The sequence below is a fragment of the Rhodoferax sp. RT5P35 genome (assembly GCF_056521385.1).
In genome coordinates, this window is record NZ_JBWMAX010000006.1 from 105,542 (window position 1) to 124,732 (window position 19,191).

At 65.7% G+C, this 19,191-nt stretch carries 17 protein-coding genes; 8 read left to right on the plus strand and 9 right to left on the minus strand.

Translation table 11 applies throughout. The features are described from left to right. Nucleotides 1-38: 38 nt before the first annotated feature. The 8 genes from ileS to AC097L_RS11160 all read left to right on the plus strand — a co-directional run bounded on the left by ileS (nt 39) and on the right by AC097L_RS11160 (nt 9,141). Nucleotides 39-2,924 carry an isoleucine--tRNA ligase gene (gene ileS / locus AC097L_RS11125; RefSeq protein ID WP_479586434.1) on the plus strand — a complete coding sequence of 962 codons (2,886 nt, stop codon included), beginning with the start codon at nt 39-41 and terminating at the stop codon, nt 2,922-2,924. Further along, a complete protein-coding gene (gene lspA / locus AC097L_RS11130) occupies nt 2,924-3,433 on the plus strand; it encodes a signal peptidase II (RefSeq protein WP_479586435.1) in 510 nt (169 codons plus the stop codon). Before ileS ends, lspA begins: the two co-directional genes overlap by 1 nt. A 128-nt stretch (nt 3,434-3,561) precedes the next feature. Further along, nucleotides 3,562-4,563, plus strand: coding sequence for a LacI family DNA-binding transcriptional regulator (locus tag AC097L_RS11135; protein WP_479586436.1), 1,002 nt, complete (start codon nt 3,562-3,564; stop codon nt 4,561-4,563). Nucleotides 4,564-4,606: 43 nt separating this feature from the next. Then, entirely contained in the window at nt 4,607-5,617 is a 1,011-nt protein-coding gene (locus tag AC097L_RS11140; protein ID WP_479586437.1) for an ABC transporter substrate-binding protein, read from the plus strand. Between the two features lie 31 nt (nt 5,618-5,648). Further along, nucleotides 5,649-6,458, plus strand: coding sequence for an ABC transporter permease subunit (locus AC097L_RS11145; protein ID WP_479586438.1), 810 nt, complete (start codon nt 5,649-5,651; stop codon nt 6,456-6,458). Nucleotides 6,459-6,462: 4 nt separating this feature from the next. Further along, nucleotides 6,463-7,272, plus strand: a complete 810-nt coding sequence (locus AC097L_RS11150; protein ID WP_479586439.1) for an ABC transporter permease — start codon at nt 6,463-6,465, stop codon at nt 7,270-7,272. Further along, on the plus strand, nt 7,262-8,320 hold the full coding sequence (locus AC097L_RS11155) for an ABC transporter ATP-binding protein (protein ID WP_479586440.1): 1,059 nt from the start codon (nt 7,262-7,264) through the stop codon (nt 8,318-8,320). Before AC097L_RS11150 ends, AC097L_RS11155 begins: the two co-directional genes overlap by 11 nt. Beyond that, complete coding sequence (locus AC097L_RS11160; RefSeq protein ID WP_479586441.1) at nt 8,317-9,141, plus strand: phosphodiesterase; 825 nt, start codon at nt 8,317-8,319, stop codon at nt 9,139-9,141. Before AC097L_RS11155 ends, AC097L_RS11160 begins: the two co-directional genes overlap by 4 nt. 27 nt (nt 9,142-9,168) lie before the next feature. Here the strand turns inward: AC097L_RS11160 and AC097L_RS11165 are convergent, their stop codons facing one another. The 9 genes from AC097L_RS11165 to AC097L_RS11205 form a co-directional block, all read right to left on the minus strand. Beyond that, nucleotides 9,169-10,830, minus strand: coding sequence for a bifunctional 3-(3-hydroxy-phenyl)propionate/3-hydroxycinnamic acid hydroxylase (locus tag AC097L_RS11165; RefSeq protein ID WP_479586712.1), 1,662 nt, complete (start codon nt 10,828-10,830; stop codon nt 9,169-9,171). A gap of 2 nt (nt 10,831-10,832) precedes the next feature. Next, on the minus strand, nt 10,833-11,696 hold the full coding sequence (locus AC097L_RS11170; protein WP_479586442.1) for a fumarylacetoacetate hydrolase family protein: 864 nt from the start codon (nt 11,694-11,696) through the stop codon (nt 10,833-10,835). A 58-nt stretch (nt 11,697-11,754) separates the two neighbouring features. Beyond that, on the minus strand, nt 11,755-12,705 hold the full coding sequence (locus AC097L_RS11175) for a VOC family protein (RefSeq protein WP_479586443.1): 951 nt from the start codon (nt 12,703-12,705) through the stop codon (nt 11,755-11,757). Then, on the minus strand, nt 12,702-13,754 hold the full coding sequence (locus tag AC097L_RS11180) for an amidohydrolase family protein (RefSeq protein ID WP_479586444.1): 1,053 nt from the start codon (nt 13,752-13,754) through the stop codon (nt 12,702-12,704). Before AC097L_RS11180 ends, AC097L_RS11175 begins: the two co-directional genes overlap by 4 nt. A gap of 18 nt (nt 13,755-13,772) precedes the next feature. After that, nucleotides 13,773-14,198 (minus strand): GlcG/HbpS family heme-binding protein, encoded by a 426-nt coding sequence (locus tag AC097L_RS11185; protein ID WP_479586445.1) that lies wholly within the window; start codon nt 14,196-14,198, stop codon nt 13,773-13,775. Between the two features lie 123 nt (nt 14,199-14,321). Next, nucleotides 14,322-15,824 (minus strand): carotenoid oxygenase family protein, encoded by a 1,503-nt coding sequence (locus AC097L_RS11190; RefSeq protein ID WP_479586446.1) that lies wholly within the window; start codon nt 15,822-15,824, stop codon nt 14,322-14,324. A gap of 16 nt (nt 15,825-15,840) precedes the next feature. Next, on the minus strand, nt 15,841-17,301 hold the full coding sequence (locus tag AC097L_RS11195) for an aldehyde dehydrogenase (RefSeq protein ID WP_479586447.1): 1,461 nt from the start codon (nt 17,299-17,301) through the stop codon (nt 15,841-15,843). Between the two features lie 11 nt (nt 17,302-17,312). Next, complete coding sequence (locus AC097L_RS11200; protein WP_479586448.1) at nt 17,313-17,972, minus strand: glutathione S-transferase family protein; 660 nt, start codon at nt 17,970-17,972, stop codon at nt 17,313-17,315. A 10-nt stretch (nt 17,973-17,982) separates the two neighbouring features. Next, entirely contained in the window at nt 17,983-19,185 is a 1,203-nt protein-coding gene (locus AC097L_RS11205; RefSeq protein ID WP_479586449.1) for an MFS transporter, read from the minus strand. Nucleotides 19,186-19,191 lie beyond the last annotated feature (6 nt).

Sequence of the window (19,191 nt, forward strand, 5' to 3'; positions counted from 1 at the left end):
CCTGTCGGCTGCCTCCCCAACGTGCCCCCATACATCCCATGACCCCATCCGAAGCTTCCACCGCTCCCGACTACCGCAGCACCCTGAACCTGCCCGACACCCCCTTCCCCATGCGCGGCGACCTGCCCAAGCGCGAGCCGGGCTGGGTCAAGGAATGGGAAGACAAGGGCCTGTACAAGCGCCTGCGCGATGCCCGCCTGGGCGCGCCCAAGTTTGTGCTGCATGATGGCCCGCCCTACGCCAACGGCAACATCCACATTGGCCACGCCGTCAACAAGATCCTGAAGGACATGATCGTCAAGGCGCGCCAGCTAAAAGGCATGGACGCGACATACGTGCCCGGCTGGGACTGCCACGGCCTGCCGATCGAAAACGCCATCGAGAAGCTGCATGGCCGCAATCTGAGCCGCGACGAAGTGCAGGTCAAGAGCCGCGCCTTTGCCGCCGAGCAGATTGCAGGGCAAATGACCGATTTCAAACGCCTGGGCGTGCTGGGCGAGTGGGACAACCCCTACCGCACCATGGACTACGCCAACGAGGCCAACGAAATCCGCGCCTTGAAACGCATCATGGAACGCGGCTTTGTGTACCGGGGCCTCAAACCCGTGTACTGGTGCTTCGACTGCGGCAGTTCGCTGGCCGAGTTCGAGATCGAATACGCTGACAAGAAGTCGCAAACGCTGGACGTGGCCTTTGAATGCGCCGAGCCCGAAAAGCTTTTGTCCGCCTTTTTTCCGGATAGCCCTGAGTCGGTAACAACTCAGAAAGCCGCAATGCGGTTAACGGGAAAAAGTATCTTCGCCGTCATCTGGACCACCACCGCCTGGACCATCCCCGCCAACCAGGCGCTGAACCTGAACCCGGCCCTGACCTACGCCCTGGTGCAAACCGAGCGCGGCATCCTGCTGCTGGCCGAAGATTTGGTCGAAAAAGCCACGGCCCGCTTCGGCCTGACCGGCACCGTGCTGGCCACCACCCTGGGCGAAAAGCTCGCCCTCATCAACTTCAAACACCCGTTGTATGACGTAAAGGATGACAAAGGGGAATACGGCTACCAGCGCCTGAGCCCCATCTTCCTGGCCGACTACGCCACGGCCGACGACGGCACCGGTATCGTCCACTCCTCGCCCGCCTACGGCGTAGAGGATTTCAACTCCTGCGTGGCCAACGGCATCAAGACAGACGACATCCTCAACCCCGTGCAGGGCAATGGCCGTTACGTCGACGATTTGCCGCTGTTCGGCGGGCTGAATATCTGGAAGGCCGCTCCGCTGGTCATCGAGAAACTGCGCGAGCACAACCGCCTGTTTGCCACCGAGACCATCACCCACAGCTACCCGCACTGCTGGCGCCACAAAACCCCGGTGATCTACCGGGCCGCCGCCCAGTGGTTCATCCGCATGGACGAAGGCGTGGGCGTGTTCACCAAGGACAAGGCACCCCAAACCCTGCGCAAGCTGGCGCTGAATGCCATCGAGGAAACCAGCTTCTACCCCGAGAATGGCAAGACCCGTCTGCGCGACATGATCGCGGGCCGTCCCGACTGGTGCATCAGCCGCCAGCGCAACTGGGGCGTGCCCCTGCCCTTCTTTATCCACACCGCCACGGGCGAGTTGCACCCGCGCACCATGGACATCATGGACCAAGCGGCGGCCATGGTGGAAGCGGAAGGCGTGGAGGCCTGGAGCAAGGCCACGGCCGAATCCATCATCGGCGCCGATGCGGCCGACTACAGCAAGGTCAACGACATCCTGGACGTGTGGTTTGACTCCGGCACCACCCATGAACACGTGCTGCGCGCCAGCCACAAAGAGCAATCCGCTTGGCCCGCCGACCTGTACCTGGAAGGCCATGACCAGCACCGCGGCTGGTTCCACAGCTCGCTGCTGACCTCCTGCGCCATGTACGACCACGCGCCATACAAGGGCCTGCTGACCCACGGCTTCACCGTCGACGGGCGCGGACGCAAGATGAGCAAGAGCGAGGGCAATGTGGTGGCGCCGCAAGAGGTCAGCGACAAGATGGGCGCGGAAATCATCCGCCTGTGGTGCGCGTCTACCGACTACTCGGGCGACCTGGCCATCGACGCGAAGATTTTGGCCCGCGTGGTGGACACCTACCGCCGGGTGCGCAACACGCTGAAGTTCCTGATGGCCAACGTCAGCGACTTCAACCCCGCCACCGATGCAGTGCCGTTTGACCAGTTGCTGGAAATCGACCGCTACGCCCTGGGCCGCGCCGCCCAGCTGCAGGCCGACATCCTGACGCATTACGAGGTGTACGAATTCCACCCCGTGGTGGCCAAGCTGCAGGTGTATTGCAGCGAAGATTTGGGTTCGTTCTACCTGGACGTGCTGAAAGACCGGCTCTACACCACGGCACCCAAGTCACTGGCCCGCCGCAGCGCCCAAACCGCGCTATGGCAAATCACCCACGCCATGCTGCGCTGGATGGCGCCGTTCCTCAGCTTCACGGCCGAAGAGGCCTGGAAGATCTTTGGCAGCAGCGAATCCATCTTCCTGGAAACCTACGCCGAGCTGCCTGCGCCAAACAGCGCGCTGCAAGCCAAGTGGAGCCGCATTCGCGAGATCCGCGACGCGGTCAACAAGGACATCGAGGTATTGCGCGCCGACGGCAAGGTGGGTGCATCGCTGCAGGCCAATGTGGACCTGACCGTGCCTGCCGACGACTTTGCCCTGCTGTCCAGCCTGGGGGCAGACCTGAAATTCGTCTTCATTACCTCTGCTATTAATTTAATAGCTGGAAGCGCATTCAACATAAGCGCCAGGGCCAGTTCTGACGTGAAATGCGAACGCTGCTGGCACTACACGCCAGATGTGGGCAGCGATGCCGTCCACCCAACGATCTGCGGCCGCTGCAGCAGCAACCTGTATGGAGCCGGTGAAACCCGGGCGTTTGCGTAATGGCGACCAAAAGCAAATCCACCTTTGGCAAGTCCAGCGCCAGCCTGATTCCCTGGCTGGGCCTGGCGCTGATCATTTTGATCGCCGACCAGTTCACCAAAGTGCTGATCATGGGCTACTACCAGTTGGGTGACAGCACCTATGTCACCAGCTTCTTCAACATCGTGCGGGCCCACAACACCGGTGCGGCGTTCTCGTTCCTGGCGGGCGAAACCGGCTGGCAGCGCTGGTTCTTCACCGGCATTGGGGTGGTGGCGGCGCTGTTCATCATTTACATGCTGCGCGCGCACGCCGGGCAAAAACTGTTCTCGTTTGCCATGGCCTGCATTTTGGGCGGTGCCATTGGCAACGTGGTGGACCGGCTGCTGCACGGCTACGTGGTGGACTTTTTAGACTTCCACTGGCGCGGCATGCACTTTGCCGCCTTTAATCTGGCCGATGCCGCCATCACCCTCGGGGCCATCTGCCTGATTTTGGACGAGTTGTTGCGGGTCAAGCGCGGCAAGTAAGCCCTCGCCCTGCTTCTGAAGCCCGCTGATGCGGGCTTTTTTTCGCACTGCGTTTGCGCCGACGCGCATGTCATCACGGTGTCACGCCCAGCTTGTCCAATGAAAACGTTTTCAATCAGGACAACAACGTGAGCATCCGAGAAGTAGCAAAGCAGGCTGGCGTATCCATGGCCACCGTGTCGCGGGTTTTCAACCGCCCCGACACGGTGAATGCCGTGACGCGCGCCCATGTGCTGCAGATGGCGCACACCCTGGCCTATCTGCCCAACGCTAGCGCCCGCAGCCTGCGCACCCAGCGCAGCCGGGTGATTGGCGTGGTGCTGCCCACCCTGCTGAACCCGGTGTTCGCCGAGTGCCTGGACGGCATTGCCAAGGCCGCCAGCGCCGCAGGCTACGCCATCCTGCCCATCACCACCGACTACCGGCTCGATAGCGAAGAACAGGCCGTACAGCAGTTGCTGGCTGGCAATGTGGACGGCATGTTGCTGGTGGTGTCCAACCCCGCCACATCCACCGCGCTGGCCCGGCTGCGCGCGGCCCATCTGCCCTATGTACTCGCCTACAACCAGCACCCAGACCACCCCTGCGTGTCGGTAAACAGCGAACGGGCGGTGCGCGAGCTGGTAGCGCATCTAGCCGCCCTCGGCCACCGCCGCATCACGCTGATCAGCGGGCAGCTGGCGGCATCTGACCGGGCCCAGCAACGCCAGCGTGGCTTTTGCGCCGGTATGCAGGCGCTGGGGATGGATGGCACGCAATGGCTGGAAGTGCCGTTTGTCGAAACCGCCGTGCAAAACATCTGTGCACTGCTGCAGCACAGCCCCCGCCCGACCGCCCTGGTCTGCTCGAACGACTTGCTGGCTATCCGCAGCATCCGCGCAGCCTACCTGGCGGGCTTGCGCGTGCCGCAGGACATCAGCGTCACCGGCTTCGACGGCATTGCGCTGGGCGAAGACCTGACGCCCATGCTCAGCACCATCACCCAACCGAATGCGGACATCGGCCGCCACAGCGTGCAGCTGCTGGTGGCCGCCATGGCCGCAGGTACCACGGTAGCGCCCGACACCAGTGTGCTGCTGGCCCATGGTTTTCGCACCGGCGAGTCCTGCGCCCCGGTGCTGCAGTCATAACAAGAAGCTACGTCCCCCACCCATTTACTTCAACGGAGTCTTTATGCGTAAACATTTCCAAACCCTGGCGCGTGCCGCGCTATTGGCCCTCGGCCTGGCCGGTGCCAGCGCCATGGCGCAAAACGCCATCTGCTACAACTGCCCGCCCGAATGGGCCGACTGGGCCAGCCAGATGAAGGCCATCAAAGCCAAGACCGGCATCACCGTGCCGCCGGACAACAAAAACTCCGGCCAGTCGCTGGCGCAAATGGTGGCCGAGAAAGCCAGCCCGGTGGCCGACGTGGGCTACCTGGGCGTGACCTTCGCCATCCAGGCGCAAAAAGAAGGCGTGGTCAGCCCCTACAAACCCGCTGGCTGGGCCGATATTCCCGATGGGCTGAAAGACCCGCAAGGCCACTGGTTCACCATCCATTCCGGCACCCTGGGCTTCATGGTGAATGTGGATGCACTCAAGGGCAAACCAGTGCCGCAGTCCTGGGCGGATTTGCTCAAGCCCGACTACAAGGGCCTGATCGGCTACCTGGACCCGGCCTCGGCTTTTGTGGGCTACGTGGGCGCGGTGGCGGTGAACCAGGCGCGCGGCGGCACATTGGAAAACTTCGGCCCCGGCATCGACTACTTCAAGGCACTGCAAAAGAACGAACCTATCGTGCCCAAGCAAACCGCCTATGCCCGCGTGCTGTCGGGTGAGATCGCCATCCTGCTGGACTACGACTTCAACGCCTACCGCGCCAAGTACAAAGACAAAGCCAACGTGCAGTTCGTCGTCCCCACCGAAGGCAGCCTGGTCGTGCCCTATGTGATGGGCCAGGTGGCCAATGCGCCGCACGCCGACAACGCCCACAAGGTGCTGGACTTTGTGCTGTCCGATGAAGGCCAGGCCATCTGGGCCAACGCCTACCTGCGGCCGGTGCGCGCCACGGCCATGCCCAAGGAGATCCAGGCCCGCTTCCTGCCCGCCAGCGAATACGCCCGTGCCAAGACTGTGGACTACGCCAAGATGGCCGCCGTGCAAAAAGCCTTCTCGGACCGCTACCTGAAAGACGTGCAGTAACACTGCACAGAGTCCGCAAAAGGTGCTCCGCATGACCTCCCCATCCCGCCTGCTGGGCGCCTGCGCGGCACCGGCCGTGGCCTTTTTTGCGGCTTTCTGGCTGCTGCCGGTGGTGCGCCTGTTCGCACTGCCGGCAGACAAAGGCTGGGCCACCTATTTCGCGGTGCTGACCGATGGCCGTTACCTGCGCAGCCTGCTAAATACGCTGGGCCTGTCGCTGGCCGTCACCCTGGTCACGCTGCTGCTCGGCGGCCTGGTCGGCATCACGCTGGCGCGCCAGCGCTTCAAAGCCAAGCCGCTGCTTCTGTCGCTGTTGACATTGCCGCTGTCCTTCCCCGGCGTGGTCATCGGTTTCTTCATCATCCTGCTGGGTGGCCGCCAGGGCCTGGTGGCCGATCTGACCGAATGGCTGGGTCTGGGCCGCACCACGTTTGCCTACGGGCTGACCGGCCTGTTCCTGGGCTATCTGTATTTCTCCCTGCCGCGCGCTATCGCCACCTACACCGCTGCCGCCAGCGCCATGGATGCGCAGTTGGAAGAGGCTGCGCGTTCGCTGGGCGCGTCCCGCTGGCAGGTGGCAAAAGATGTATGGATTCCTGAGCTGGCGCAGACCACGCTTGCGTGTGGCGCTATTGTTTTTGCTACGTCCATGGGCGCCTTCGGCACGGCCTTCACCTTGGCCAGCAAGTTTGAAGTGCTGCCGATCACGCTCTATAACGAGTTCACCAACTACGCCAACTTCGCGCTGGCCGCCAGCCTGTCGATCACGCTGGGCATCATCACCTGGCTCAGCCTGTTCCTGGCGCGGCATGCGGCTGGCCCGGCGGCGGCGGGAGCCTGACACCATGGCCCCAAAACACCCAGTCCCTCGCCAACTCCCCTTCCTGCTGCCAGCGCTGACCGCCTTGGTAAGCGTCTTCATGCTCGCGCCCATCGCCTTGTCGGTGCTGGCCGGCCTGGTCAACAACTACAGCACCGGCCTGGCCAGCGGCCTGACGCTGCGCTGGATAACCGAGGTGCTGGACGTGTACGGCGGCACCGTGGCGGCATCGCTGCTGCTGGCGCTGCTCAGCGTGGTTGGCTGCCTGCTGCTGGGCGTGCCCTGCGCCTATGCGCTGGCGCGCAGCACGTCCCGCTGGGCACGGCTGTTTGAAGAGCTGCTGACCCTGCCGGTGGCCGTGCCCGGCCTGGCCACCGCGCTGGCGCTGATCCTGGCTTACGGGCAGTTGCGCGAATTCCGCCAGAGCTTTGCCTTCATCCTGGTCGGGCACCTGGTGTTCACGCTACCGTTCATGGTGCGCACGGTCAGTGCAGCGTTTCGCCGCCATGAACTGCTGGCGCTGGAGGAAGCCGCACGCTCGCTGGGTGCCAGCTTCGGCCAGCGCTTCATCGGCGTGCTGGTACCCGCCGTGCTGCCCGCCATCGTTGCAGGGAGCCTGATGGTCTTCACCCTGTCGGTCGGCGAATTCAACCTGACGTGGATGCTGCACACGCCGCTGACGCGCACCCTGCCAGTGGGCCTGGCGGACAGCTATGCGTCGATGCGCATCGAAATCGGCTCGGCCTACACCCTGGTCTTTTTGCTGGTCATCTTGCCCGTGCTCTGGGGCCTGCAATGGCTGGGACATTTGATTGAGAAACACCATGGAACTTAGCCCCATGCGCGTCGATGTGATCGACTGCGCCAAAACCTATGCCGACGGCACGCGCGGCCTGCAGCCGACCACGCTGGCGATTGAGCCCGGCGAGGTGCTGGCCTTGCTCGGCCCCTCCGGCTGCGGCAAAACCACCTTGCTGCGCCTGATCGCCGGGCTGGAAACGCCGGACGCGGGCAGCCGCATCCTGTTCGGCGGCGAGGACGTAACCGCATTACCCATCGAGCGGCGCGGCATCGGCATGGTGTTCCAGCACTACGCGCTGTTTCCGCAGATGTCGGTGGCGGCCAACATCGGCTACGGCCTGCGGATTCGCGGCGTGGGCGCAGATGAACAGCGCAAAACCGTCGGCGAGCTGGTCGATCTGGTGCGGCTGAACGGCCTGGAAAACAAGCGCCCGGCCGAGCTCTCCGGTGGCCAACGCCAGCGCGTGGCCCTGGCCCGCGCAGTGGCGGTGCGCCCGCGCGTGCTGCTGCTGGACGAGCCGCTGACCGCGCTGGATGCCAAGCTGAAAGAGTCGCTGCGCGACGAGCTGGCCGAGCTGCTGCGCCGCCTGCACATCACTGCCATCCACGTGACCCACGACCAGCAAGAAGCGCTGGCGATTGCCGACCGCCTGGCGGTGATGCAGGCCGGGCGCATCGTGCAGGTGGGCCATGGCGAAACCCTGTACCGCCGCCCGGGGCATCCGTTTGTGGCGGCGTTTCTGGGCCGGGTCAATACGCTGCAGCGCGACACGCAGGCACTCATGCGCAACCTGTTACCACTGGGCGGTGTGCTGCTGGAATGCCCGCCAGCCCGTGCAGGCCAAAAGGCCTTGCTGGTGCGCCCGGAAGATATCCAGATTGGCCCGGTGCAGGCTGGCACCGGACAGGCCGTTGTGCAACGCCGCAGCTTTCTGGGCAACCGCTTGCAGCTCACCCTGGCGCTGGCCGACCAGGCCCCGCTGCAGGCCGAAGTGGCACGCGACCACCCGGCCAAGGTGGGGGACACTGTGGGCATCTGCATTGCCCCGGAGCGCCTGATGTCCTGCGAAGAAAACCTATGAACACCCTGCTGTTGCAACTCTCCGACCTGCACATCCGCGAACCCGGTCGCCTGGCCTATGGCCGGCTCGACACCGCGCCCTACCTGCAGCAGGCGGTAGACAGCATCCTGCGGCTGCCGCAACAGCCCGATGCGGTGGTCATCACCGGCGACCTGACCGACTTTGGCCGCCCCGTTGAGTACGCGCACCTGCGCAGCCTGCTGGCTCCGCTAGCTATGCCGATCTACCTGATGCCCGGCAACCACGACAACCGCGAACAGATGCGCGCCAGCTTTGCCGACCACGGCTATCTGGGTGGCAGCGGCTTCGTGCAGTTCAGCGTGGCCGTCGGCGACCTGCAGCTGATCGCGCTGGACACGGTGGTGCCCGGTGCCAGCCACGGTAGCCTGTGCGCCGAGCGGCTGCAGTGGCTGGCCGACACTCTGGACCAGCACCGCGACCGCCCGGTGGTCATCGCCATGCACCACCCGCCGTTTGCTACGCTGATCGGCCACATGGACAACATCGGCCTGCTGCAAGGCGCGACCGAGCTGAAAGCGCTGGTGGCGCGGCACCCGAATGTGGAGCGCATCCTCTGCGGCCATCTGCACCGCAGCATCCAGGTGCGCTTTGGCGGCAGCATCGCCATGACTGTTCCCTCGACCGCCCACCAAGTCTGCCTGGATCTGGCACCCGGTGCAGCCTCCGCCTGGGCGCTGGAGCCGCCCGGCTTTGCGCTGCATGCCCTGGGCGATGGCGGGCCACTGGTCAGCCACCAGGTGGCCAGCGGCCAGTTTGCCGGGCCGTACCCGTTCCACGACGGTGGGCAATTGATTGACTGAGTACATCGGCTGCATGGATGGAAAGGGCTATGCCGCAACAAGCTCGGCATGGGTTGGCACCGACCGGTAGCCTGCGGCACTGGCGGCCAAGCGCAACATGTCCGCAATGCCCTCGTAGGTTTGCGCCACGGCGTAGACATAGTGGTCGGGCCGCTCCAGCACGGCCAGGCAGCCAAATTGGGCAAACCAGCGCTGGAATACCCCGTCGGCCTCCACATAAGTCGTGCAATTGCCCTCTTCACCACCATCGGCCACCGCATCGGACAGGCCACAGATGCGCAAGCATCGCAGCGGCATACCGGCAGCCCAGGCCTGCGGCACCGTGGCCACCCCGGCTGCCAGCACCAGCCGCCAGCCAAGTCCGGCCAGGCTGTCCAGCCGGACCCGGCCAGTGCCCTGCACGATCCACGGTTGTGGCGCGATGGTGCCCCGGGCGGCGTGGGGTTGGGGCGACAGCAGCCCGGCTTGCAGCGCAGGCTGCACATCTTGCCGGGGCACGGACGGCACCACGCCGCCGCAGGCGGCAAGCAGCTCGGCATCGCGCTGCCGGGCCAGGGCCACATCCCGCTGGCCGATGATCTGGCCAATGGCCTTGATGCGGGTGGTCAGCGCGGTGACGTGCAGCTTGCGTTCCACGCCATAGCTCTCCAGCAGGCCAGCGGCCGCCTCGCCGCGCAGCACCGCGGCCAGCTTCCAGGCCAGGTTGCTCGCATCGCGGATGCCCTGGCACATGCCCTGGCCCAAAAATGGTGGCTGCTGGTGGGCGGCATCCCCGGCAATGAACACCCGCCCCACCTGCCAGCGCTCGGCCACCAGCGCATGGAAGCGGTAGGTGGCCTGGCGCCACAGGGTGCCGTCGTCCGGCGTGATCCAGCGCGACAAAAGGGCCCAGGTGCCCTCGGGCGTGGCCATGGCCTGGGGGTCCTCGCCAGGGTTCAGGGCTATCTCCCAACGCCGGTGGTTCTGCGGGCCGATCAGGTAGGTGCAGGGGCGCGTGGGTTCGCAGTACTGCACGCTGGTCTGGGGCAGCTTGGCCGCGCCCTGCGGGTTGACCTGCACATCCACCACCAGCCAGGGCTCGTCAAAACCCAGGTCTTCGAGCGGGATGCCAACGCTTTGGCGCACCCGGCTGGAAGCACCGTCACAGCCGACCACGTAGCGGACCTGCACCTGGCGGGTGCTGCCATCGGCTTGGCGCAGATACAGGCGGGCACCGGCGGCATCCTGCTCAAGCTGGTGCAGCTCGCATTCCAGCGCCACGTCGACCGACGGCAAAGCCTGCACATGCGCGCGCAATAACCGCTCCACCGGCGGCTGGCTGAACACCAGTGACGGCGCATAGCCCAGCGGGTACGGCGGCGCGACCGTGGTGAAGCGCTTGATGAGTTGGCCGTCCACGCCGTAGAACTCCGACGGAGTGAACGGCTCGGCGCAGGCCAACACCGCGTCGGCGAGGCCCAACTGCTGGAACACGCGCATGATTTCGTGGTCCAGCGCAAAGGCCCTGGGCAGGGGGTAGACCTCGCGCGACTTGTCGCACACAAAAACGCGCAGGCCTTGCGCGCCCAGCAGGGCCGCGGCCACCGCCCCCGAGGGGCCAAAGCCGACGATGGCCACATCGTAGATTTCGTAGATTTCGTAGGTTGCGTTGATTTCGGCTGCAGCCGCGTTATCGTCCAGCGGTGCCACCTTCAAGCCGCCTCGTCCTGGATGGGGTTGGACAGCACGCCCAGGCCTTCGATCTCAACGTCGATGGTGTCGCCGTGGCGCATCCACACCGGCGGGGTGCGGGCCTGCCCCACCCCGGCGGGCGTGCCCATGATGACCACATCGCCCGGCTCCAGCGTCATACATTCGGTCAGCAGCACCAGGGTTTCGGCCACGCCCCAGATCATGTCGGTGGTGTTGGCGCTTTGCATTACCTGGCCGTTCAGGCGGCTTTCGATGTGCAGGCCCACGGCACCGGCGGGTAGGGCATCGGCAGGCAGTAAAAACGGGCCAAAGGCACCGGTGCCGTCAAAGTTCTTACCTATCGTCCACTGCGGGGTTTTCTTTTGGTAGTCGCGCACCGACATATCGTTGAAGCAGGCATAGCCGAACACGCAGTCCAGCGCATGGGCCGGGGTCAGGTGCCGGGCTTTTTTGCCGATCACCACGGCCAGCTCGGCCTCGTAGTCAAAGCGCTCGGACACCCGGGGGCGGATGCCGGGTTCGCCATGGGCAATCAAGGACGTGGCCCCGCGTAAAAAGAACCAGGGGTAGTCGGGTTTTTCGCGCCCGCCTTCCTTGGCGTGGTCGTAGTAGTTCAGGCCCAGGCAGACGATCTTGCCGGGGCGGGGCACGGGCGCGGCGTAAGCGATGTCGGCCAGCGGCAGGCGTGGCGCGCCAGAGGCTATGGCGGCCTGGGCGGCGGCGTGCACATCCACGCCTTGCCACAGCGCGGCACCCAGGTCGGCAGGCACCTGTGGCTGGGCGGCGTGCAGGTCGATCACACCGTCGGCGACCACCACGCCCAGGCGGATGCTGCCCTGGTGGTGAAAACTCACTAATTTCATACAAACTCCAAAAAGTGGGGGACGTACACAGCGGTGCGTCCGGGGGGATAAAAAAATGTCAAAGAGGGGTGACAAAGGCAATTTGCCGCTGGGCCTGTTTCAGCCGGGGCGATGGGGGGGCGGAAATGCCCCACTGGTCCACCCGGCCGGTGGGCCATTTCCAGTCGTTGGGGCCGCCCGCCACATAGGTGTCGTCCACCTGCTCCACCTCGGCCGTGTACTCGATGACGAAGCCCGCCGGGCCGACAAAGTAGTTGAAGGCGTTGTCGCCCGGCCCGTGGCGACCAGGGCCCCACTCGATACCGTAGCCCGCGTCTTGCATGCGCCCGCCACCGCGCATCACGGCTTCCAGGCTGGGCATGGCAAAGGCGATGTGGTTCAGGCAGTCGTTGTCGGCATCGGCCAGGGCAATGCTGTGGTGGTCGCCACGCGGCTGCACCGGGATGCGCAAAAAAGCCATGATTCGGGTGCGGTCCGACAGCTTGCAGCCCAGCACGTTCTCGTAAAACGGCAGGGCCAGCGCCACGTCGTGGCTGTTCAGCACCGCGTGGGCCAGGCGGATGGGTGCATCGGGCTGGTCGGCGGTGTCGGCATGTCGCGCATCGCCCCACACACATTCCAAAATGCGGCCTTGCGGGTCGCGCACCACCACGGCTTCGCCACCGCCAGGGGTTTGCAGCGGCGCGCGGGCGGCCAGCAGGCTACCGCCGTGCGCCACTGCGTGGGCGGCAATCTGGTCCAGCGCCTGGGCCGAACGGGCGCGCAGGGTGATATTTTGCAACACCGGCGTGGCGCTGGCGTGCAGCGCCAGCAGGTGGTGGTCGGCCCCGGTGCCGCGCAGGTACACGCTACTGCCCTGGCGGGCCACCACGCGGAGGTGCCAGGTGTGGGTGTAGAACTGCTCGGCGGCGGCCACATCGGGCACGCCCATGGCGACGCTGCGCAGGCTGGTGACAAGGGGTTCTGGGGTTATCAGGGATTCGGGGGTTATCAGGGATTTGGGGGTCATGGGGCTTCCTGTGTGCAGGGGCTAGAAATGGGGGTGGGCAGCCCTAAAAACCGCTGGGCATTCGACTGCAGCAGCAGTTGCCGGGTGGCGGCATCCCAACCGGCCAGGTCCATGCTGTCCACCGGTCGGCTGTCCTGGAAGTGGAACGGGTAGTCGGTGCCCAGCATCAGCTGCGTGGCCCCAAACTGGTCCACCAGGTAGCGCAGGGTCGGTGTATCGAACACCAGGCTGTCATAAAACAGTTTGCGCGCCTGTGCGGTGGGCGATGTGGCGATGGCCTCCTGCAGGGCCGGAAACACCTTGCGGGCCTGCTCCAGCCGGGGCAGCAGCAGCCCCAGCGTGCCACCGCCGTGGCTGAAGGCCATGCGCAGACCAGGGCGGCGCACCACCAGGTTGCTGGTGATGACCGAGGCCGCGGCCAGCCCCACCTCGCTGGGGTAGGCCAGCGCCTGTTGCAGCACGGGTGGCCCGACCAGGCGGTCCATGCCGGCGGGGCGCAGGGCGTGCACAAACACGGCGGCACCCAGGGCTTCGCAGGCTTCAAAAAACGGGTCGAAGCGCAGGTCGCCGATGGGCACGCCGTTGACGTTGCTGCCAATTTCCACCCCCGCAAAGCCGGGGGTCGCCATCAGGCGGCGCAGGGCACGCAAGGCCAGGTCCATGTCTTGCAGGGGCACCGCCCCCAACCCGACCATGTGGCCCGACGCGGCGTTCACCATGTCGGCAATCTGCGCGTTCAAAAAGTCAATCAGCTGGGCGGCATCCGCCGGGGCCATCCAGTACGACAGCAGCTCGGGCATGGGCGAGATGGCCTGCAGGTCCAGGCCCATGGCTTCCAGGTCGGCCAGGCGTTTGCCGGTGTCCCAGCAGTGGTCGGACACGGTGCGGTAGACCTTGCCCGACACCATCACGCTGCGGTGGCAGGCGTGGGCGGGCACCATGGACGGCCAGTCCGAAGGGACCGCCGAGCCCAGGTAGCGCGGAAAGTTTTCCGGAATCACATGGGCATGCACGTCGATGCCGCAGCGGCATGGCAGGGAATGGGGCATCGGTGGTAACTCCCGCCTTCAACCGCTGAAAAGGCCTGCATCGCAGATGCCCGCCAGGCAGATGGCCTCGTCTTCGTCGCCGGTGCCGCCGCTGGCACCCACCGCCCCCAGCACCGCCCCCTGGCCATCTTTGATGAGCACTGCACCGGTTTGCGGCAAAAATTTGCCCCCGGCGGTGGCGGCCAGCGAGACAAAGAAGTTGGGGTTGGTCTGCGCCCGCTGGCCCAGCACCCGGCTGGAGACGCCCATGCCCACCGCGCCCCAGGCCTTGGCCTGGGCGATCTCGCAGCGGAACATGCTGGCGCCGTCTTCTCGGACATAGGCTTTGAGGTGGCCCGCGCCGTCCAGCACCGCGATGCCCATGGGTGGGTAGCCTGCGGCCTGGGAGGCCGCCAGGGCGGCGCGGAGGATGTGCAGCGCTTGTTCAAGGCTCAGGCTGGGCATACAAAGTCTTTCCGGGCTTGCACGGCAGTGCCAACCCATTTGCTATTTAATTTATAGCTACTAGCGCATGCGATATATGCGCTAGAGGCCGATTTCTTATATTTTTTACCGTTAGAGACCATGCTAGGCCTCCCAGCCCAGCGCCTGGGCGCTGACCCAGATGCCGTGAAAGCCCTCGTGCACCCGGCACGGAAACTTCACCACCGCCACCGGGCCGCGCTCGATGTGGGCGGCATCCAGAATGACCAGGTCGGTGCGGTTCTCGGCGCGGCGGCCCACCATGGTCAGCAGCCAGCCTTCGCCTTCGGGCGCGTTCGGGCCCTTGGGCACGAAGCAGGGTTCCTCGGGCGCGGCGTCGGGGCCGGCGTAGAAGAAGTTCAGCTGGCTCTTCAGCTCGTCGTAGTGCCCGAGGCAGGTGAACGGCGGGCCCTTGGGGCCCATGGGCAGCATCGGGCCGAGGTCGCGGTTGCTGGTGCCGAAGTAGAACTGGCTGGCGCGGCGCATGGCAAAGCGCGGGTCGATCACCGGCATCTCGCCCACGTGGTTGATCAGCCGCTGGATGCGGAAGCTGTCCGCCGGGTCGGCCAGGTCGAAGGACCAGCGTTCGCCGAACGGCGGTTTCTCCTTCGCCTCGGGGTTGTGGATGTCAGGGAACTGGCTGAGCCAGCCGGAGCCGGTGATGAAATGGTCGAGGTGCAACGTGGTGCCGCCTTCCCCATCTGTTTTTTCTTCCTCCCAGGCGTTGAAGGTATGGGTCTGCATGGCCACCACCGGGCAGGTGTACCAGCGGATGGCCTGCACGCCTTCCTTGCGCGGGATGATGCCAATCTGGGTCTGCTTGGTCGAATCCCAATGCCAATACGGCTCGCCGCGCTGCACCCGCTCCCAGTCGCAGACCATGGGGCAGATGGTGAAGGCGATGTAGTTCCGCGACACGTGGTAGTCATGCACCATGGAGCAGTACGGGGCCTCGAAGGTCTCGGTGCGGACCAGCTCCCCGGCGGGCGAGATGGTGTAGATCTCGATGTTGCGGCTGGCGTGGCCCGGTGTGTTGTAGCCGAAGGCGATGAGCTCGCCGGTCAGAGGGTCCAGCTTGGGGTGGGCGGTAAAGGTTTTGCTGGTGAGCTTGCCGCCAAAGTCCCACAGGCCCCGGGTTTCCAGCGTCTGCGGGTCCAGCTCCATGGGCCGTTGCGATTCCTTCAGCGCGTACAGCTTGCCGTGGTGCCACAGCACCGAGGTGTTGGCCGTGCCGTTGTCCTGGCCCGCGACGCTCGGGTCATCGGTAAACGGGTTGCGGTAGGCCCCAAACAGCGCGCGGCGGGCCTTGCGTTCCAGCGCCAACTTTTCGGTGCGCACATAGCGGGTCTTCAGGTCGGCATGGCCGTTCTCGAAGCGCACCATGTGGACCATGCCGTCGCCGTTCAGGAAGATGTCTTTGCCCAGCAGCGGCGGGTAGCTGGGGTCGGCACTGTTGCGGTAGTAGGCGCCGTTGAGTTCGGGCGGGATCACACCCTCCACTTCCAGGTCGTACACATCGGCTTCGATGCGCACGGGCGCGGAATAGCCGCGGTAGACCAGTTGGTCGGGGAACTTGAGGCCGGGGGTGTCTGTGGTTTCAGTGGTCATGGTCGGTCTGGACAAGTTAAAAAGGGTAGTGGCGCGGCGTGGTTTGCAGCGTGATCCAGCGCAGCTCGGTAAACGCCTCGATGCCGGCCTTGCCGCCAAAGCGGCCGTAGCCCGAATCTTTGGTGCCGCCGAAGGGCATTTGCGCCTCGTCGTGCACGGTGGGGCCGTTGATGTGGCAAATGCCCGACTGGATGCGCTGGGCCACGCCCCAGGCGCGGGCGATGTCGCGGCCAAACACGGCAGCCGACAGGCCGTAGGCGTTGTCGTTGGCGCAGGCCACGGCGGCATCTACACCGTCTACCCGTACCACCGGCTTCACCGGGCCAAAGCTTTCCTCGGCGTAGATGCGCATGGCCGGGGTCACGTGGTCGAGCAGCGTGGCCGGCATGATGAGCGAATCCGACCGGCCACCACACACCAGGGTGGCACCTTTGGCGAGTGCGTCGTCCACCAGGGCGTTGCAGCGCGCCACCGTGGCCCGGTCGACCACCGCGCCCAGCACCTTGGGGCCGCCCGAAGTGTCGCGCGGGTCCCCCATGGGCAGGCTCTCGGCCTTGGCTTTGAGCTGGGCCACAAACGCGTCGGCAATGCGCTCGTCCACGATGATGCGTTCGGTAGACATGCAGATTTGCCCCGAGTTGGCGAATGCGCCAAACGCGGCGGCGGCCACGGCGGCGTTGATGTCGGCATCGTCCAGCACCACCAACGGGGCCTTGCCGCCCAGCTCCAGCACGGCGGGCTTGAGGTGGCGTGCGCAGGTCTCGGCGATGATGCGGCCCACCCGGGTGGAGCCGGTGAAGTTGACGCGGCGCACTGCCGGGTGCGCCACCATGGCCTCCACCACGGCGGCGGCATCGGCCGGGGCGTTGGTCACGAAGTTCACCACGCCGGGCGGTAGGCCGGCAGCCTCCAGCGATTCGACGATCAGTGCATGGGTGGCCGGGCACAGTTCAGAACCCTTCAGCACCACCGTGTTGCCGCAGGCCAGCGGCACGGCCAGCGCTCGCACGCCCAGGATCACCGGCGCGTTCCACGGCGCGATGCCAAGCACCACGCCCGCGGGCACGCGCAGGCCCATGGCCAGGTTGCCGGGAGTGTCGGACGGAATGACTTCGCCGCCCACCTGGGTGGTTAGCGCCGCCGCCTCCAGCAGCATGCCCGCGCCCAGGTGCACATTGAACCCGGCCCACAGGCGGGACGCGCCGGTCTCGTGCGCCATGGCATCGGCGAAGGCCTCGGCGCGGGCTTCCATGGCTTCTGCGGCGCGCATCAGCAAGGCGCGGCGCGCGCCCGGCCCCATGGCAGACCAGGCAGGGAAGGCCTGGGCAGCAGCATCCACGGCAGCGCGGGCATCGGCGGGCGTGGCGGCGGGGGCACGGCTGGCCACGGTCTCCGACAAGGGGTTGCGGCGCTCGAACGTTGCGCCGCTGGTGGCCTGCAGGCGCTGGCCGGCTATGGTCATCAGTACTTCAATCATCTTCTTTCCATTCACACAAACATCTTCAACAGGCCCAGGGGCGTGGGTGGCCGGGGGATGGAGAACTTCACGTCCTTCCAGTCGGCTGCCGCCGGTCTTTCCAGGCAGCGCTGGTGCCAGGCTGCCATGTGGGGCCAGGCATCCAGCGCAATACCGCACTGGGGTGCCAGGTCCATCACCGTGGCCACGTTCAGGTCGGCTACGGTGAAGCGCGCACCCAGCAGATAGGGCTGCTGCGCCAGCTGCGCGTTCAGCACCTTGAAAGGCCGGGCCAGCTTGGCAATCGCCATCTGCGCCTGTTCCTCGTCGCGTGCACCTTCTGCAAACAGCGCGCGGTTGGCCGAGGCGAAGAGCAGCGGCTTTTCCACCTCGGTGGTGACCCAGAAGCTCCACTGCGTGGCCAGGGTTTCTTCGCGCAGACCCTCGGGGGCCAGCGGCCCGCCGTATTTGCGGGCCAGGTAGAGGTTGATGGACAGCGATTCGCAGAGCAGCAAGTCGCCATCGACCAGCGCCGGTACGCGGCCATTGGGGTTGATAGCCAGAAAAGCGGGCGTGTGCGTGCTGCCGTCCATGAAAGGGGTTTGCACGTGCTCGAAGGGCTGCCCCAACTCCTTGAGCATCCACAGCACGCGGTGGGCACGGGAGGCGGTGGAACCGTAAAGTGTCAGCATGCCGTCCACCTCAAACGTGTGCCGCCCGGATGCCTGCCGCTTGCTCGGCCTGGGCCGAGGCCGCAGGCAAATGGCGGCGCACCTGCAACATGCCCACTACGGCCACGGTGGCCACCACACAGGCCGCCCAGCCCAGGCCGGGGTAGCCCAGGCCCTGCACGATGGCACCGCCCAGCGCCGGGCCGATGCACGAGCCCACCATCATCATGGCCGGGGTGGCCGCTGCCGCCCGGCCACTCGGGTCCAGCCGCGACAGCAGGCCGAACAGGAAGTTGTGCGTGAAGATCACCATGAACACATACAGGCTGGCGGCGATGGCATAGGGCATGAAGGTCGCTGCGCTGGTCATGGTGAGGGCCAGCACCGCCTGCCCCACCGGACCGCCCATACCCACTGCCACCGGCGACCACTTTTTCTGCAGCAGCGCAGCCAGCACACCAGGAGTCAGGTTGACCAGGCCGAGCGCAATCAGCACGCCGTTGACGCGTTCGACGCCAAAGCCCCGTTCAGCCCCGATGCGCTCCAGAAATGCGAACACCATCGACTGGTTCAACGTCAGGCAAACCACCACACCGATGATGAACCACGACACGCCCGGCATGCGCAGGCCCGCCAGCGGCACCGCCGTGCCCAGCACACGCGCCGTATCCGGAATGGTGGGGAAGGCCAGCGCCATCACCACCGCCGTCAACCCCATCAGCCAGGCGATCACCGAGAACAAGATGGAGGCGTCCAGGCGCTGGATCAATTGCGGCATGCCGCCCAGAAAAAGCACGGCAAAGCAGCCCAGCAGGATGTTGACCACGGCGAACATGCGGTGCGGGTTGGCACTACGGCCGATGCTGCCGTGGGTAAAGGTGAGTGCACAGCCAACGCCCAGCCCCGCCACGGCGTGCAGCAATGCCAGGGCCTGGAAGCTGCTGGCGGCCACCGGCTGCTGGCTGGCGAAGAAGAAGGCCCCCGCCGCCAGTGCAAAGCCCGCCGTGGCAGCCGCCTTGCGCGGCACGCGGTTGAAGCGCGGCGCAAAGAACACGCTGGCCAGCACCACACCCAGCAGGAACACGGTGACCGTGACCCCGGCCTGGGGCGCGCTGTACTGGTAGTGCTGCATCAGCGCGCCAACCCACACGGGCAGCGCCACCATGTCGATCATGCCCACCACATGGGCCAGGGTCAGGACGGCTTTGCCGCCCAAGGTATCAGGGGTTCTCATGGCGAA

Bases quoted from the DNA above. Each gene is read 5' to 3' on its own strand.
- ileS (WP_479586434.1), top strand. From the start codon at position 39: ATGACCCCATCCGAAGCTTCCACCGCTCCCGACTACCGCAGCACCCTG.
- lspA (WP_479586435.1), top strand. From the start codon at position 2,924: ATGGCGACCAAAAGCAAATCCACCTTTGGCAAGTCCAGCGCCAGCCTG.
- AC097L_RS11140 (WP_479586437.1), top strand. From the start codon at position 4,607: ATGCGTAAACATTTCCAAACCCTGGCGCGTGCCGCGCTATTGGCCCTC.
- AC097L_RS11145 (WP_479586438.1), top strand. From the start codon at position 5,649: ATGACCTCCCCATCCCGCCTGCTGGGCGCCTGCGCGGCACCGGCCGTG.
- AC097L_RS11150 (WP_479586439.1), top strand. From the start codon at position 6,463: ATGGCCCCAAAACACCCAGTCCCTCGCCAACTCCCCTTCCTGCTGCCA.
- AC097L_RS11155 (WP_479586440.1), top strand. From the start codon at position 7,262: ATGGAACTTAGCCCCATGCGCGTCGATGTGATCGACTGCGCCAAAACC.
- AC097L_RS11160 (WP_479586441.1), top strand. From the start codon at position 8,317: ATGAACACCCTGCTGTTGCAACTCTCCGACCTGCACATCCGCGAACCC.
- AC097L_RS11170 (WP_479586442.1), bottom strand. From the start codon at position 11,696: ATGAAATTAGTGAGTTTTCACCACCAGGGCAGCATCCGCCTGGGCGTG.
- AC097L_RS11175 (WP_479586443.1), bottom strand. From the start codon at position 12,705: ATGACCCCCAAATCCCTGATAACCCCCGAATCCCTGATAACCCCAGAA.
- AC097L_RS11180 (WP_479586444.1), bottom strand. From the start codon at position 13,754: ATGCCCCATTCCCTGCCATGCCGCTGCGGCATCGACGTGCATGCCCAT.
- AC097L_RS11185 (WP_479586445.1), bottom strand. From the start codon at position 14,198: ATGCCCAGCCTGAGCCTTGAACAAGCGCTGCACATCCTCCGCGCCGCC.
- AC097L_RS11190 (WP_479586446.1), bottom strand. From the start codon at position 15,824: ATGACCACTGAAACCACAGACACCCCCGGCCTCAAGTTCCCCGACCAA.
- AC097L_RS11195 (WP_479586447.1), bottom strand. From the start codon at position 17,301: ATGATTGAAGTACTGATGACCATAGCCGGCCAGCGCCTGCAGGCCACC.
- AC097L_RS11200 (WP_479586448.1), bottom strand. From the start codon at position 17,972: ATGCTGACACTTTACGGTTCCACCGCCTCCCGTGCCCACCGCGTGCTG.
- AC097L_RS11205 (WP_479586449.1), bottom strand. From the start codon at position 19,185: ATGAGAACCCCTGATACCTTGGGCGGCAAAGCCGTCCTGACCCTGGCC.